The 14,448-nt window shown below is 55.6% G+C and carries 15 protein-coding genes; 8 read left to right on the top strand and 7 right to left on the bottom strand.

Annotated elements, in window-relative coordinates; all coding sequences use genetic code 11:
- Positions 1-152: 152 nt before the first annotated feature.
- Positions 153-689: a Chromate resistance protein ChrB gene (locus O77CONTIG1_RS15075; RefSeq protein WP_068512011.1), complete on the top strand. Its 537-nt coding sequence runs from the start codon at positions 153-155 to the stop codon at positions 687-689.
- 47 nt (positions 690-736) lie between these two features.
- Here the strand turns inward: O77CONTIG1_RS15075 and O77CONTIG1_RS15070 are convergent, their stop codons facing one another.
- The 3 genes from O77CONTIG1_RS15070 to O77CONTIG1_RS15060 all read right to left on the bottom strand — a co-directional run bounded on the left by O77CONTIG1_RS15070 (position 737) and on the right by O77CONTIG1_RS15060 (position 5,180).
- A complete protein-coding gene (locus O77CONTIG1_RS15070; RefSeq protein ID WP_172799700.1) occupies positions 737-3,148 on the bottom strand; it encodes a putative 2-aminoethylphosphonate ABC transporter permease subunit in 2,412 nt (803 codons plus the stop codon).
- Between the two features lie 108 nt (positions 3,149-3,256).
- Entirely contained in the window at positions 3,257-4,237 is a 981-nt protein-coding gene (locus O77CONTIG1_RS15065) for a DUF5357 family protein (RefSeq protein ID WP_068512009.1), read from the bottom strand.
- Between the two features lie 70 nt (positions 4,238-4,307).
- Positions 4,308-5,180, bottom strand: coding sequence for an MBL fold metallo-hydrolase (locus tag O77CONTIG1_RS15060; protein WP_068512007.1), 873 nt, complete (start codon positions 5,178-5,180; stop codon positions 4,308-4,310).
- A 312-nt stretch (positions 5,181-5,492) separates the two neighbouring features.
- On the opposite strand from O77CONTIG1_RS15060, the gene O77CONTIG1_RS15055 reads away from it, so the two are divergent.
- A complete protein-coding gene (locus tag O77CONTIG1_RS15055) occupies positions 5,493-5,969 on the top strand; it encodes a hypothetical protein (protein WP_068512002.1) in 477 nt (158 codons plus the stop codon).
- A gap of 148 nt (positions 5,970-6,117) precedes the next feature.
- Complete coding sequence (locus tag O77CONTIG1_RS15050; protein WP_068511999.1) at positions 6,118-6,735, top strand: TetR/AcrR family transcriptional regulator; 618 nt, start codon at positions 6,118-6,120, stop codon at positions 6,733-6,735.
- A gap of 388 nt (positions 6,736-7,123) precedes the next feature.
- Here O77CONTIG1_RS15050 and O77CONTIG1_RS23635 read toward each other — a convergent pair.
- A protein-coding gene (locus O77CONTIG1_RS23635) for an IS5 family transposase (protein WP_410503467.1) occupies positions 7,124-7,886 on the bottom strand; the annotation gives its coding sequence in 2 pieces (ribosomal slippage) (positions 7,124-7,540 and positions 7,542-7,886; 762 coding nt in all).
- A 259-nt stretch (positions 7,887-8,145) separates the two neighbouring features.
- Here O77CONTIG1_RS23635 and O77CONTIG1_RS15035 point away from each other — a divergent pair.
- From O77CONTIG1_RS15035 to O77CONTIG1_RS15030, 3 genes are all read left to right on the top strand, one after another.
- Complete coding sequence (locus O77CONTIG1_RS15035) at positions 8,146-8,337, top strand: hypothetical protein (RefSeq protein ID WP_068511996.1); 192 nt, start codon at positions 8,146-8,148, stop codon at positions 8,335-8,337.
- Positions 8,338-8,386: 49 nt separating this feature from the next.
- Positions 8,387-8,560: a hypothetical protein gene (locus O77CONTIG1_RS25215; RefSeq protein WP_172354027.1), complete on the top strand. Its 174-nt coding sequence runs from the start codon at positions 8,387-8,389 to the stop codon at positions 8,558-8,560.
- A gap of 98 nt (positions 8,561-8,658) precedes the next feature.
- The gene (locus tag O77CONTIG1_RS15030) at positions 8,659-9,264 is read left to right on the top strand and encodes a hypothetical protein (RefSeq protein ID WP_068511992.1); all 606 of its coding nucleotides are present in this window, start codon (positions 8,659-8,661) and stop codon (positions 9,262-9,264) included.
- On the opposite strand, the gene O77CONTIG1_RS15025 is transcribed toward O77CONTIG1_RS15030, so the two are convergent.
- Positions 9,261-10,238, bottom strand: a complete 978-nt coding sequence (locus O77CONTIG1_RS15025; RefSeq protein WP_068511989.1) for a cysteine synthase A — start codon at positions 10,236-10,238, stop codon at positions 9,261-9,263. The two genes, O77CONTIG1_RS15030 and O77CONTIG1_RS15025, sit on opposite strands and share 4 nt — an antisense overlap.
- Positions 10,239-10,405: 167 nt before the next feature.
- Here O77CONTIG1_RS15025 and O77CONTIG1_RS15020 point away from each other — a divergent pair, with 167 nt between their 5' ends.
- Entirely contained in the window at positions 10,406-11,179 is a 774-nt protein-coding gene (locus O77CONTIG1_RS15020) for a Uma2 family endonuclease (RefSeq protein ID WP_084782697.1), read from the top strand.
- On the opposite strand, the gene O77CONTIG1_RS15015 is transcribed toward O77CONTIG1_RS15020, so the two are convergent.
- Both O77CONTIG1_RS15015 and O77CONTIG1_RS15010 read right to left on the bottom strand, forming a co-directional pair.
- A complete protein-coding gene (locus O77CONTIG1_RS15015) occupies positions 11,176-11,445 on the bottom strand; it encodes a YciI family protein (protein WP_084782694.1) in 270 nt (89 codons plus the stop codon). The two genes, O77CONTIG1_RS15020 and O77CONTIG1_RS15015, sit on opposite strands and share 4 nt — an antisense overlap.
- A gap of 81 nt (positions 11,446-11,526) precedes the next feature.
- On the bottom strand, positions 11,527-13,395 hold the full coding sequence (locus O77CONTIG1_RS15010) for an ABC transporter substrate-binding protein (protein ID WP_286132339.1): 1,869 nt from the start codon (positions 13,393-13,395) through the stop codon (positions 11,527-11,529).
- Between the two features lie 418 nt (positions 13,396-13,813).
- Here O77CONTIG1_RS15010 and O77CONTIG1_RS15005 point away from each other — a divergent pair, with 418 nt between their 5' ends.
- Positions 13,814-14,437: a hypothetical protein gene (locus tag O77CONTIG1_RS15005; protein ID WP_084782689.1), complete on the top strand. Its 624-nt coding sequence runs from the start codon at positions 13,814-13,816 to the stop codon at positions 14,435-14,437.
- Positions 14,438-14,448: the final 11 nt, after the last annotated feature.

Below are 14,448 nucleotides of genomic sequence, written 5' to 3'. Positions count from 1 at the left end.
CCAGAGAATTTGTAGTAAATAATCTTCCCAGAATTTCCAGGGGAGCAACCGCTTCTAAAGCATCATCAGGCAACAAGCGGGTTAAGCAACAAGTGTTGCATCAGAGTTTGACACGTCTCCAGGATAAATGCAACACCTGTTACAATAAGCCTATGTCTCGTCAATCTTGGAATCTGCTGATCTACCGGGTTCCCTCTCAGCCGTCCACGCAGAGGGTCTACGTCTGGCGAAAGTTAAAAGGGTGGGGGGGATTGTATCTCCAGCAATCGGTTTGCGTGCTGCCCCAGCGTCAGAATTTGCAGAGACAGCTAGAGGCACTGACAATGGAAATTATTAACGGTGGGGGGGAGGCAGACCTGCTGACCGTCACAATTGAAGAAGATAAACAAAACTCAAGACTGATTGAGCGATTTCAGCAGCAGGCAGCGGCCGAGTATATGGAATTTCTGGGACGCTGCCGCGACTTTCACCAAGAGCTAGAGCGTGAGCGGCAAAAGAAGAATCTTACCTTTGCTGAACTCGACGAAAATGAAGCAGAGCTAAGCAAGCTGCGCTCATGGCTGCCCAAGATCCGCGAGCGAGACTTGTTCGAGGCGGCTGGATATGCTCCGGCAGTAGAGGCGCTAAGGCTCTGTGAAGAAGACTTTCAGCGATTTAGCCAGCAAGTCTACGAGGCTCAAGATTTGTAGCCTACTCTCGCCTGAGATCATCTTGCCTGAAATCATCTTATCTAAAATTATCTTGCCTGCGATCGCCAAGCTTGGGTTCGGGTTTGCAGGCCGCGTGTCAAAAACCAGTACAGCAGGCGCACGCCGATACTGGTGACCACGATGAGGGTAGACATGGCCGCAGCGGGCGCAATGTCTCCAGCATCATCCATGTTGACAATAGCCACGGCCGCCAGCGGCAACGTTGGCGGATAGAGAAAAACGATGGCAGAAATTGTTACCATCGCATTCACAAAAAAGTAAATGCCGATGTCTAAAATGGCTGGAACGCAGAGCGGCAGCGTGACGCGCCAAAAGGTTTTGTAAAACGGCACCCGCATCGAGGCAGATACCGACTCAAACTCTGGATCAATCTGCTTGAGGGCAGTGGTGGCCGTGAGAAAACAAACCGTGAAAAAGTGGATGATGTTGCACAGCACCAAAATGGCCATCGTGCCGTAGAGCCAGTTCAGCGGGTTTCTGAGCACCAGCCCGCCAATATTCCAGGTGGGATTGTTGAAGAAGAATACGTAGGCCAGCCCCAGCACCAGTCCGGGCAGCGCCAAGGGAATGGTTGCCAGGAAATAATTGGCCAGCCGCAAGCCCTTGAGTCCTTTGCCCTTTTCGACGAGGTAGGCGATCGCAAAGACAGCAGCAGTCCCAAAAATCGCCGTATAGAGCGACATGCGAATGCTGTTCCAGTAGGCAGCGTAGCCCCCGCCTCCGACTGCGTTGAAGTTGTAGTGCCGCAGCGTTGGCTCAAAGTTGTAGGGCCAGACCTTGACGATCGAAGCCAGGACGATTGCCGCAAATACCAGCAGCACAAAGCAGGCGATCGCCCCACAAATCGCAAACATCAGCCAATCGAGGGCGGGCTTGGGCTTGGGCTGGTAGGGCACCGACTTGGCGCTGACCATTGCTGTCTGGCGGCGCTGCACGATGCGATCGAGGATAAACGCTAAAACCGTTGGCAGCAACAGAAAAACGCTGATAGTTGCGCCCATCGAAAAATTTTGCTGGCCAATCACCTGCTTGTAGATGTCAGTGGCCAGCACGTTGAAGTTGCCGCCCACCACCTTGGGTACACCAAAGTCGGTGAAGGCCAGGGTAAAACAGACAAAAATGGCGCTCATCAGCCCATACTTGACGCTGGGCAGTGTTACCGTCAAAAACGTCCGCAGCGGCGGCGTTCTCATCACGTCGGCGGCTTCATAAAGGCGGGCATCCGTCAGGCTGAGGGCGGTCGCCAGAATCACGACTGCCTGCGGAAAGCAGTAGAGCGCCTCACCCAGAGTAATGCCAACGGGGCCGTAGAGTCCGATATCAAACGGCGGCAACAGCCCAAAAAATCCAGTCGTAAACAGGCCCTTATTACCAAACAGGTAAATTAGCCCAATCGCATGGGCCAGCGGCGGAATAAACAGCGGCAAAGTACCGAGAATGCGAAAGATCCCTTTGCCGCGCATGGCGGTGCGCGTCAGCGCGTAGGCGTAGAGGAATCCTAAAATGACGGATAGGAGCGTGCTGGCGATCGCCACCGAGATTGTATTTGTGAATGACACCAGCAGCGAGGGCGTGGTCAGGTAGCGAGCGTAGTTGGCCCAGCCTACCCAGTTGCCCTCAGTATCCTGAAAGCTCCGCTGGATCATCGGCACCAGCGGCAGCACCACGCCCGTAAGCAGAAATAATGTGGCGATCGCCAGCAGCAGCACCGTATACAGCACACCGTAAGCCGCGTTAGCCCAGAGTTCGGGGGCAGGCGGCAGGGCAGCCAATCCATAGACCGCTTGATTTTTCAGGTTGAGCCGAGCCAAATCAGGCAGCAACAGATACAGCCCTTGCGTGACTTGTTTCAGGGCGGGGTTTTCGCTGAGGCTGCCCAGGCTGACCAGATCGCGGCTAAAGTGACCCATGAGGTAAATGCCGACCGTAAGAGCGATCGCCAGCAAAGAACTGGTGAATACGCCAAACAAAATCGCCACTGCAACGATTAGCGACAGTTCCAAAAATTGAAACAGCACCGTAATTAAAATGCTGCCCAGCGGAAAAGGCAGCCGATAAAAGCTCACCACCGCCACGTAGATGAGCGTCATCGCCGCCACCAGCACCGCCAGCACGGCTGCCAGCCCCAAATGCTTGCCCAGAATAAATTCTGCCTTGCTGACGGGTTTGGAAATCAGCACGTAGACCGTGCGCTTCTCGATTTCTTTATTAACCAGCCCAGTGCCCACGAAAATGGCAATCACCAGCCCTGTCAGGTTGATGGCCGCCAGCCCTACATCCAGCAAAATCTTTTGCTCGGTGCCTGCGGCGACTTCTGGCAGCAGCGCGGCGATCGCCACTAGCGCGATCGCAAAAAATCCCAGCAGATACAAAATGCGATCGCGAATCACCTCACGAAACACATTTACGGCAATCACCCACACGCGACCGAGATTCACCGTTTCTCTTCTCCCTTGCAAACCAGATCTACCCGCCTGCGGCCTGCAAGCGTAAATGTTCTGAGCAGCTTGACTCTAGCTTCCTGGTTAAAGCTACATGCTTTGATTTTACGGTGGTTGCGTCAGCGAAATTCGCTGAATTGGGTTGCATTCTACCCGCGTCAGGGACGCACCTGCCACCACTTCGCCCGCGCCCGGTGGCTGTGTGACTTGGGAAATAAGGCAAGCTTTTTCATATACATAAGGAAGGTTGGTGCTGGTCGGGCCAGTCCACAGCATCCGTAGCCGCAGTGTGTATTCGGGTTCGCCGGGTGGCACGACTGCGCTAAACCGCCAGAAAGCATCTTCGGGCAGGGGGCGTGCGGTCGCTTCGTTTGCCTGTCGAAAGACGAGCTGTTGCAGTTGCGGAACTTGCTGATCGAGCGCAATCAGCCAGCGCTCGGTATCGCTCCAGGGCAGCCCTTCGAGCGATCGCCTGATATAGCCCTCTGCCAGATTCATCAACAGTTCTACCCGTGGCATATTGTGGTCGGGGTTGCGCTGCTCCTCATCCAGCCGCACCACAAACGAGCTGCGGCGAAAATCATCCGACAGCAAACTGGGATAGTCGCGTAGCCAGTCTTGCACCACAAAATGAAATTGAATCCAACAGCTCATCGTGCCCGCCAGCACCGCCCGCAAAATCAGGTCTTGTCGCACCTTGGGGTCGGGAATGCTGAAGGTAAATCGGGGGAAAAAGTAGGGCACGGCCGCTGAAATTGCTGAAAAGATCGGCCAACTCACCCACGCCACCCGCCCCAGATCGCCCACCCACCCCGCAAATAGCACCACACAAGCCAGCGCCCCGGTAATCCACGGCCCGGTTTGAATTTCTAATCCCAGAATATTGAGCTTGTTTCCCGACAGCGCCCAGCCCACGCCGAACGTCAGAAAGAGCCAGCCAAACCGCGACAGCAAATCCTTGAGAATGAGCGTTTCGACCAGGATAGACAGCGCCCACGAAAACAAGCTCAGCAGCACCAGCGTTTGCCAGGAAAACGTCCGGGGCGGCCGCAACTGGTTCCAAAGTTCGTCGAGCAGTTCTTTCACAGGGCTATGGGCCGATGCAGCAACGGATAAACTCGGTTAGACCGGGGACAGGGTGCCGAGCAATTCTATGCTACTGAGTTTCCATCCAGAGGATGCATTTTTGCATCTGGTCTGCCATTGTTTGGCGATCGCCCTGATAGCGGCGGCCATGCCCTGGCAGCACCCACTCAAACGAGTAATTTGCCAACCGTTTCATCGACTGCAACAGCGCCGCCCAGGAATACCAGCAGGCGCGGCGAAATGCATACAAATGGTCAAGCTCAGCAGACCAGGCCAGGTGATCGCCCGTGAACAAAACCGTGTCGTCATACAGCAAAACGGTGTGCCCTTTGGTGTGTCCAGGAACCGGAATGATCAGCAAATCGGGCGCAAGCTGAACGGGGTCGCTGCCGGATAGCTGAATCTCCACATCCTGCGTGGCGCGGGTGATGTCGTCTTCATGCAAAAGGCGATCGCACCCAAAGTGCGCCTGAAACTTTTGATGATCTGCTACGTCATCGCGGTGAGTAAGATACAAATAACGAACGCCGCCCAGTTCTTCCAGTCGCTTCACCAGCGGCGGCGCAAACCGGGGCGAATCGACCAGTACATTACCTGCTGCCCGCTGAATCAGATAGCTGGCTGCGCCGTAGGAGCTTTCAGCATGATAGCCGCAGTGCGAAACAGTGTCGGTAATTGGAATCGGAAAACTGCGCTGGACTTGTTGAACGTCCAGGGGCTTGTGAACTGTGCCGATAGAGGCGGTGGGGCAAGACAGCAGCGCCTGCATCGCCCGTAAGCGCTCGGCTTCGGTCGTCGGCTGATGATAAACCGCAGACTGCTCGCCTGCTTCGCAAAAGGTTTCGGGAGCCATCCACCGACAGGTGTCGCAGTCGATGCAGGTGGAATCCACATAGAAATCGCCACTCACGTTTTCGGGACGGCGCTGGGTGAGGTGTGCCATAGGTCAAGGGCGGTGAGGAGTACCTCCAGGCTACACAGTTCCACGGGTTTTGTGGGTTGCAATCCTGGCAAGCGCCATAGCCCTATCTCACGGCATGGACTTGTAGCCCAAACGCCCAAACGATCGATGTAATGGCAGACCGCATGGGTATTTGCAGCAATCCCACACGCGGTCTTTGGGAGCTAAGCCATGTAGCGTAAGCGTTCCGAATGGATTGAGAAGGCGCATTGTAAAAATTCTGCAATCTTTAGTGTCATGGCTAGAGTATTCATGTCAATATGAGTGACATGAATATCCACCGAGGAAACCCCTATGATTCATCACATGTCGATCGCGGCCGAAAATCCCCAGCGAGTTGCAGCAGTTTTGGCAGAGCTTTGGAATGGCCATGCCTACCCATTTCCGATGTATCCCAATAGCTATATCGCTTTTGCCGGAGATAGCTATGGCACGGCGATTGAGGTTTATCCATTGGGCAGTGAATTGGTTCCTGGCCGCCCCGACCTGCCCGATCTACGGGCCAATCGCGTGCCTGCTCACTTCACGGCGACCCATGCAGCCGTGTCGGTGCCCCTTGAGCAGCAACAAATTGAGCAAATTGCCATTCGCGAAGGGTGGCAGACTTTGTTGGGGAGCCGGGGCCCGTTTTTTCAGGTGGTTGAGTTTTGGATTGAAAATAGAGTTTTGCTAGAACTTTTAACGCCTGAAATGACCGAGCAATATAAGAACTTTTCAACGCCTCAAAACTGGGAGCAGCTCGTCCTTGCTGCGCCGCTGCCGTCAGCATAGTCAATCAAGGCTTACGCAGTTGGATGATTTTTTATAGGTTGCGCCTGCGGAAAGTCATCCAGAATCTATCAGACTCGTTTCAACTGCGTAAGCCCCATCCATATTTGAGGGGTGCTAGCAGCATCGCATTTATGTCAGACTGGATGACATGAAAGAAGCTTCTAATCTCTCTAATCGCTCAATTGGGCGATCGCGCCCTTATCACAGCACCCTGCGCCAAAAGCAAGCAGCCGCAACGCGAGAGCTAATTCTGCAAGCGCTGACACAACAGTTGGCAGAAGAAGGGCTGCAAGATTTTTCGATTGCAGACGCGGCTCAACGAGCAGGCGTGGCGACTCGCACCATCTATCGTTATTTTCCCAATCGAGAGGTCTTGCTCGATGCGGTCGGGGAATGGGTCGATCAGCAGCTTGGCGATCTCCCCTACCCTACAACGCCGATGGAAGTGGCGGATCTGGCAGAGCAGGCCTTTCCCCAATTTGAGCAGCAGGCTGTGCTGGTGCAAGCTCTACTGGCATCTGAACTGGGCAAAAGTGTTCGCTCCCGCCTTCGCTCCAAGCGTCGTCAATCGGTTGAGACTGCTCTCAGTTCACTGGCGGGTGACCTTGACTCAGCCAAAGCAGTGCGAGCCGTCATCGGACACCTCGTGACCGCAGAAACCTGGAAGCACCTGCGAGACGAGTTTGGAGTAAGCGGCGATGCCTCAGCCAAAGCCGTAGCCTGGGCAATCCGCACGCTAATTGCAGACCTGGAGCATCGCCACTAACGCTCTAACGGTGAAGAGTATGAGATTGAGATGTGAACTGGCTTTGTCCTTGGGCTAGTTTATCTTCGGGCTAATTTATTTTTGAGCTGGCTTTGCTCTTAGGCTAATATCTTCGGGTTAATTTGTCTTCGGGTTAATTTGCCTTTGACTAATATCAATTCTCGATTTTAGATTTGCGATTTTGGATTGCCAGCCAAGCGCCTGCCGGGCTTCCAGCGATCTCATTCGTAGCTCTGCTAAGGAGAATTGATATAACTAAATGCACATAAATAAGCATAAAAAAATTCTGCGCTGTCTGCTGATCGGGCGGTGCAAGTTGTGGCATCCGGTTTTTAATTTGGTCTACCGACTTAGCATCTTCAGTGACACTAAAATCTAGGGCGTGTCATCAATTAAGCCAAGTCAGGGCAGCCGCCATGTAAATTGCACCCAGAAACGTTTCGGCTAACTTGTCATAGCGTGTCGCAATCGCTCGGTACTGCTTGAGTTTGGCAAAGAAGTTCTCAATTAAGTGCCGCGCTTTGTATAGCTCCTTGTCGTAATCACGCGGTGTCTTGCGGTTTCGCTTGGGCGGAATCACAGCAGTCTTGCCCTGTTGTTGGAGTCGCTCAACCACCCGTTGGTCTGCGTCATATCCTTTGTCAGCCAGGACTGTATCAGCTTGAATATTCTCTAGCAGCACATCAGCCCCATCAAGGTCACAGGTCTGCCCGGGTGTGAGGTGAAAGCCTGTCGGATTGCCCAGTGCATCGACAGTCGCATGAATCTTGGTGCTCAATCCCCCTTTACTACGACCAATGGCTTGGGCATTGGCATCCCCCCTTTGCCCCAGCACTATGCTGATGAGCACGCACAATCGTGGTGTCGATCATGGCGTATTCGTTGTCTGCATCTTCAGACAGCACCTGAAACACCCGTTGCCATACGCCCGTCTTTGCCCAGCGCCGAAAGCGGGTGTGAACCTTGCGAAAATGACCAAACCGCTCTGGCAAGTCTCGCCAAGGAATACCGGCTCGATATCGATATAGCACTGCCTCAACAAACAGACGATTATCCTTTGCTGTGACTCCCACCGCCCCTGCTCGTCCAGGGAGCAAATCTTGGAGCCGTTCCCATTGGTCATCGCGCAGGGCGTAGCGGCGGGTTGTCATAATCATCAGATAGCTGAATCACTGCTAATTACAGCTTACTTAATTGATTACACTCCCTAGATCGGCAGGTCTTGGTCTAACTGGTGCGGGCGATCGCCCCAATCCTTTCCCATCCTGCCTTGCTCTGCGGCTTCCGTAAAACCAAGAGATGCCAACTTCTCCCCAGCAGGGTCAATCCCGTGTCAAAATAGACCATCGTACCCGGCCCTTCGTGCCCTGTTGCTCAACACACCGCCCTGCCCTGAATGGAGTTTCACCCGTGGGTCGTTCTCCCAACCTAGCCATCACTATTTTTCTCTACGTCGCTGGCATTTTGCTGGTCATGATGGCAGTCCTGCTGCTGCTGCAATCTTTTGGTCTGCTGACGGAAATTCCTAGAGAAGCGGTCTATGCGCTGGTGCTGCTGGCGATCGGGTCGGGCATCTTGGCGGGCGTTCGCAGGCGAGGCTAAGCCGTCGCCCCTTTGTGGCTAATAGGGCTGATTATCAAGACAGACTTCGATGAAGCCAACAACTGCGGCGTTTCTAATTCTATTGGGCATCACGGTTACAGTCTGGGTAATGCGCGGGCTGGGCGTTCTCACGTTTATTCCTGGCGGGCTGCTGTGGATCTTGCTGCTGGGCACGGTTGGCGCAGGCGTGGTGGATATTGTGCAAAAAACTCGCCGCTGGTAGTTCGAGCTGCCTGGAAGTCCGACCTGTTCTGCTGTAGTTCTAGATCAAGACGCTGGCGATGGTGCTGGCTGCTGAATGTCTAGAAGCAGGTTCAGGGGATGAAAATTCAGCTTTTGGTGTTGTTCACAGGCGCGCTGCTGGGTGCAGGAATGCCCCTGGCGCTGCCACGCTCTGGGCAAACCAATCTGGCATCAGAAACCAATCTGGCATCAGAACTGGGGGCTACGCCTTGCCCGGACATCGCCGAAGTGCCCGCCTCAGAGAGCCTGCGGACGCTAGAACTGCCACAGTTTGGCGTGGCGATCGCCATTCCAGAGAACTTCAGAACCCGCACTCTGCCCGACGGCACGGTAGAAATCCTCGATCCTGGAACCTTTGAGGTGCTGCGTTGTGTAGAACAGGGGGGACGGGCGATCGCCCCTCGCGGCATGTATTCCTTCCGCATTCGCAGCCTGCCCAATCCAGCGAACCTCGCACTTCCGGACTTTCTCCGGCAGCAGGGCGAAGCAGATCCCAGCGCCCAATCGGGCAATTTGGACGCAATTCCGGTTCTGATTACTCGCCCCGAACCGGGCTACACAGTTCGCGCCTGGTTCAGGTCTCCAGACTCGCAAACCGTGATCGTGCTAGCCGAAAGCTGCGACTGCGAACTGGAATACGACGACATGCGCCTTTGGCTCCAGCGCACCCGCCTGCTGCCCTAGCTGGCAATCAGCAAGCCCTTACTTGCCAGCCATTCGCGGTTATACAGGCGCGACTGATAGCGGGCTCCACCGTCACACAGCACCGTCACGATCGTATGCCCCGGCCCCATCTGCTTGGCCAGCGCCACCGCCGCCCCCACGTTAATGCCGACTGAACCGCCCATAAACAGCCCATCTTTGTGCAAAAGCTGGTAGACCACGCGCAGCACTTCATGGTCGTCAATGCGGATCGCGTCATCCACTGGCGCACCCGCCAGGTTGGCCGTCACGCGGCTCGTGCCAATCCCTTCGGTAATCGAGCTGCCTTCGATCTTTAGCTCTCCCGTTTTGAAATAGTGATACAACGCGCTGCCCATCGGATCAGCCAGCACGCAGCGGATATTGGGGTTCTTTTCTTTGAAAAACATTGCGGCTCCGGCGTAGGTGCCACCTGTACCTGTCGCCGCCACCCAGGCATCGATCTTGCCGCCCGTCTGCATCCAGATTTCGGGCCCGGTGGTTTCATAATGGGCCAGACGATTCGCCAGATTATCAAACTGGTTGGCCCAGATAGCGTTCTCCGTTTCTTCGGCGATGCGCCCCGACAGCTTTACATAGTTATTCGGGTCGCGGTAGGGCACGGCGGGCACCGGGCGCACCTCCGCCCCCAGCGTCCGCAGCAGGTCCATCTTTTCCTGAGACTGGGTTTCGGGAATGATGATCAAGCACTTGTAGCCTTTGGCATTGCAGATGTGGGCCAGCCCGATGCCCGTGTTGCCCGCTGTCCCTTCCACCACCGTCCCACCCGGTTTCAGGAGTCCCTTCTCTTCGGCATCCTGGATGATGTATAGCGCTGCCCGATCTTTCACAGAACCGCCGGGGTTGAGAAATTCCGCCTTGCCCAAAATTTCACAGCCTGTTTCTTCACAAAAGCTGTGCAGGCGAATTAGGGGCGTGTTCCCAATCGTGCCGACAAATCCGCTCTTAATATCCATGCCCAAACGATGCCCAAATGTAGTGAAGTCCTCCCAGCATTTTAGAGCGTGGGGTGAATTGGGGAAACCTGCCGATGGGGGCTGGCTGGTTTTAGGCTGGTTTCAGGGCGATCGCCCTATGGCTGCTAGTCTAGTTTCATCACTCTCTACTGATGGGGTCAGCGCCAATGGTGACTCAGCCGCTCCAAACACAGCCCATTCTGCCGCCGGAGACTGCCCCGCCGCCACCCCCTGTCGTTTATCCCTGTTCCGACGGTAAACCCTTGGCCGAAACTTACATTCACCTCTACGCCATTATCGTGACCCTGGAAGTGCTGAAACAGTACCTCAAAGGGCAGCGGGCAACGGTGCTGGCAGATCAGTTTTTGTATTACGCCCAGGGGTTTCCCCGCCTGCGGGTGGCACCAGACGTGATGGTGATCCAAAACGTAGAGCCGGGCGGACGCGATAGCTACAAAATCTGGGAAGAGGGCGAAGTGCCTGCGGTGATTTTTGAGATGACCTCAGCGGGCACAGCGCGGCACGACGAAACCTTCAAATACACGCTGTATGAGCAGTTGGGCGTACAGGAATATTGGCTGTTTGACCCCAAGGGCGAATGGATTCCCGAACAATTGCGGGGCTTTCGGCTGCATCGTGAAGTGTACGAGCCGATTACCGACGGCCGCAGCGCCGTGCTAAACCTGCGGCTACAACCCGATGGGGAACTCATCGCCTTTTATCGAGAAGACACGGGCGAAAAACTGCTGATTCCCGATGAGCTGTGGGAACTGGTGGAGCAGGAACGGCAGCGGGCAGATGCGGCAGAGCGATCGCGCTACGGAGCCATTCCCAAACTGCAAGCCCTCGGCCTCAGCGCCGAGCAGATCGCCGAAGCCCTCAGCCTGCCGTTGACAGAAGTACAGCAGTACATCGCTCCAGCAAACGACCCGGCGGATTAAAACGCCTGAATCCATTCCTTCAGGTGATATTCCGTCCAGATGCCTGCGCTCCAGTAGGGGTCTTCTTCGATCAGCGTGCGAGCGGCGGCCTCATCGGGTGCGTCATACACGCCGAAGACCATCGTCAGATCCTGGGTAGGACCGAGGGTGACGACGGAACCAGCGGCTTTGAGTTGCGCGAGGCGATCGAGGTGGGCCTGGCGATAGGGGGCGCGTTTTTCGACGACGTTTTCGCAGTAGCTGCCCCACATGACGTATTTCGGCATTTTTGCAGTTGAGAGCTATAAGCTATGTCAGTTTTCGATTTTCAATCTTCGATCTTCAATTTTCAATCTTCCCCCTCTGGCTTACTCTGGGCTGATTTTTTTCAACTCATAGATATTCCAGAGCGCACCGCCCAGCGCAGAGAATTTTACACCCTCGACTGTATTTCGCACAGCAGACAGCGACAGCGCGTTGACTAAATGGATGAACGGCAGATATTCCTGGGCGAGCCGCTGTGTTTCTGCATAGATGGCTTTGCGCTTCTCATCATCCAACTCTTGGCTACCTTGAATATAGAGGTCACTAATCCGCTGCTCCCAGTCGGCGATAACGCGCCCTTCGATGGGGTCTTGCCCGCTCAGTGCGCCCTGGTTAAAGGCGTGCAGCGTGCCGTTTACGGACCACACATTGCGGCTGCCGTCTGGCTCTACGCCTGCGCCAGAGAAGCCGAGGATATGCGCTTCCCAATCCAGCGTATCGGAGAGTTTGCCGACGAGTGTGTTGAAGGCGATCGGCTGAAAATCGACTGTAATGCCCAATTTGTCCAGGTCTTGCTTGATCTGTGCGCCCAGGCTCTCGCGGATTTTGTTGCCCGCGTTGGTGATCAGCGTGAAGCGGACGAGGTTGCCGTCGGCATCGGTCAGCCGTCCCTGCGCGTTGGTGCGAAAGCCCGCCTGCTGGAGCAGTTGCTTGGCTTTGTCGAGGTTGTAGTCATAAACAGGCAACCCCGCTTCTGGAGACAGGTGGTAGGGGCTTTGCTTGTTGATGGGCGAGTCTTGAGGCACGCCAACGCCCTGATAAATGTTGTTAATCATGCGCTGGCGATCGAGAGCATAGGCGACGGCCTGACGAAACTCCAGCGTATTGAACCAGCGGGATTTGATGGGATCTACCAGGGGTCTGCCGTTGCGGCTGCCCTGGTTGAGGTTGAAGGCGAGGAATGTCGTAGTCAGCGCCGGGCCGCCGTTGTAGATGGTGAAGTTGCCGCGTTCTTCTTCGCGCTTCATCAGGGCAAAATAGTCGGGTGTGACCCCCAGCACGTCCAACCCGCCAGAGCGAAACTGAATCAGCGCGGTATCAGTCGAGCCTGCAATCTGCATAATGTATTGCTCGATGTAGGGCTGGGGGTTGCCCTGGGTGTCTTTGCGCCAGTAGTTGGGATTGCGCTCTAGCACGATGCGCTCGGCGGGCTGATAGCTTTTGAGGCGATAGGGGCCGTTGCAGACGATTTCTGAGGGCGGCGTGTCGGTGCCCCAGACGGAGAGAAAGCGAGGCTTGCCGTCGGCTCCGGTGGAGAAGACGTAATCGGCTAATGCGTGTTTTGGCAGAATGGCGATGCCGCCTGCAAAGCGGAGCAGCGGCGCGAAGGGTTCGGGAGAGGCAAACTCGACCTGGCGATCGCCCACTTTCGTCACGGTGGGAAACTTGCCCTCTGCGCCAATCCGCAAAATGTCGCTCTCGCCGCTGGGAATGTCGGGATTGAAATAGATGTCGTTGAAGCTGAACACCACATCATCCACCGTCAGCGGTTCTCCATCAGACCATTTCAGCCCGTCGCGCAGGGTGAAGGTAATGCGCTGCTGATCGTCGGAAATTTCCCAGGACTCGGCCAGTTCTGGCTCCAGTTCGCCCGTTTGCCCGTTTTGCGACAGCATCCCGTTGAACATCAGCCCCAGCGAGGGGTTGACCTCGTTGCTCATGGGGGGGTTAAACGTTTTGGGATCGCCCAGCTCTGCCAGCACGATGCGCGGCACTTGCGCTGCCTGAGTGGTGAACTGCGTTGGGTTGCAGCCTGTGAGGGCGATCGCCCCGACGAGTAGCCAGCCCAAAGACGGCAGCACCCAGCGCGGCATAGAGACTACGGTTCGGACAGCGCTCTGGCGAAAGACCGTTTGCCCAGAGCGCCGACGGCGCTGCTGACCCATTAGCCGTGAGAAAAGCCTGGAAATCATGATTCGTATGGAAAATGATGGGAGCGACCTGCAATAGTCATACCATAGCGAACTGGAGGGGCTGGTCTGAAGTGATGATCTGAAGTGATGAACTGAGGAACAGGACTGAAGCCCCTGGCTAAGAAACTGCATTGCTTCGATCTGTCGATCATTCATTCGATCATTCAATCGACTGTGGATAGTGCAGATGTTTTAGGTGTATAGTAAGGGCGATCGCCCAAAGATTTCCTCAGAACGGTAGGACTTTCTCGCATTTGTACCCGAAACAAACCTGCGACAGAAAATTTAGCGGACTGAATGCGCCTTTTCTGAAAATTGCCCATACCCTTAGTAAGACTCGTGATTGACTGCTGTCCAGTCCTGATCGTTTAGACACTCCCTTAGACAACCCCTAATCCCTTTACGCAAGATCCGACGCATGAAACCCCAATCCAACTCAGATCCTTCACTGCGGAACCCTGGGGCCGCCCTGCCCAATCCCCCTGCCGCCCCTGCTGCGGGCTACGCGCCGACAGTGCCGATGTCGGTCTATCGCGAGTTGTCGGCAGAGCTTCAGGCCAGCAAAGCCCTGCTGGACTCGCTGCATCAGCAGAACCAGCAGCTTGCCCGCCAAAATCAGCAGTTTCGTCAGGAAATTGAGCGGCTGAGTGCGTCGGTGCTAAATCTTCAGCAGATTGCGGGGATGTCCCAACCGGGGTGGGTCGCGCCCACTCGCGCCGACCAGGAAGACGCAGTGGCGATCGCCCAGCAAATCCGCCCCGTCGCCCCGCCAGCCTCGCAACCGCCCTCCAAGAAATCGCCTACTTCCCCAAAAACCAAAGCCCCGCCGTCGCAGCCCGCCATTTCCGAGGCGCACGCGCTAGCCAACAGCCTCCGGTTTACGGAGCAGCCCAGCAGTTTGCCCATCGGCGACCCGTCCGAGAGCCGCCCCCGCGACCTCAGCGGACTCTGGCTCTGGTTCACGGTGCTGGCGATTATTATCACCGCCTTTGGGGCTGGGTTTATGGTGGTGCGGCCGCTGCTGCCCAACAGTAGCCGCTAGAGAGGAATCAG

It is taken from the genome of Leptolyngbya sp. O-77 (genome assembly GCF_001548395.1).
Taxonomy (GTDB): Bacteria; Cyanobacteriota; Cyanobacteriia; order Elainellales; family Elainellaceae; genus Thermoleptolyngbya.
This window is presented reverse-complemented; position numbering and strand designations above follow the sequence as displayed.

Bases quoted from the DNA above. Each gene is read 5' to 3' on its own strand.
- O77CONTIG1_RS25215 (WP_172354027.1), top strand. From the start codon at position 8,387: ATGAAGCCAACAACTGCGGCGTTTCTAATTCTATTGGGCATCACGGTT.
- O77CONTIG1_RS15050 (WP_068511999.1), top strand. From the start codon at position 6,118: ATGAAAGAAGCTTCTAATCTCTCTAATCGCTCAATTGGGCGATCGCGC.
- O77CONTIG1_RS15020 (WP_084782697.1), top strand. From the start codon at position 10,406: ATGGTGACTCAGCCGCTCCAAACACAGCCCATTCTGCCGCCGGAGACT.
- O77CONTIG1_RS15030 (WP_068511992.1), top strand. From the start codon at position 8,659: ATGAAAATTCAGCTTTTGGTGTTGTTCACAGGCGCGCTGCTGGGTGCA.
- O77CONTIG1_RS15005 (WP_084782689.1), top strand. From the start codon at position 13,814: ATGAAACCCCAATCCAACTCAGATCCTTCACTGCGGAACCCTGGGGCC.
- O77CONTIG1_RS15055 (WP_068512002.1), top strand. From the start codon at position 5,493: ATGATTCATCACATGTCGATCGCGGCCGAAAATCCCCAGCGAGTTGCA.
- O77CONTIG1_RS15025 (WP_068511989.1), bottom strand. From the start codon at position 10,238: ATGGATATTAAGAGCGGATTTGTCGGCACGATTGGGAACACGCCCCTA.
- O77CONTIG1_RS15015 (WP_084782694.1), bottom strand. From the start codon at position 11,445: ATGCCGAAATACGTCATGTGGGGCAGCTACTGCGAAAACGTCGTCGAA.
- O77CONTIG1_RS15010 (WP_286132339.1), bottom strand. From the start codon at position 13,395: ATGATTTCCAGGCTTTTCTCACGGCTAATGGGTCAGCAGCGCCGTCGG.
- O77CONTIG1_RS15060 (WP_068512007.1), bottom strand. From the start codon at position 5,180: ATGGCACACCTCACCCAGCGCCGTCCCGAAAACGTGAGTGGCGATTTC.
- O77CONTIG1_RS15075 (WP_068512011.1), top strand. From the start codon at position 153: ATGTCTCGTCAATCTTGGAATCTGCTGATCTACCGGGTTCCCTCTCAG.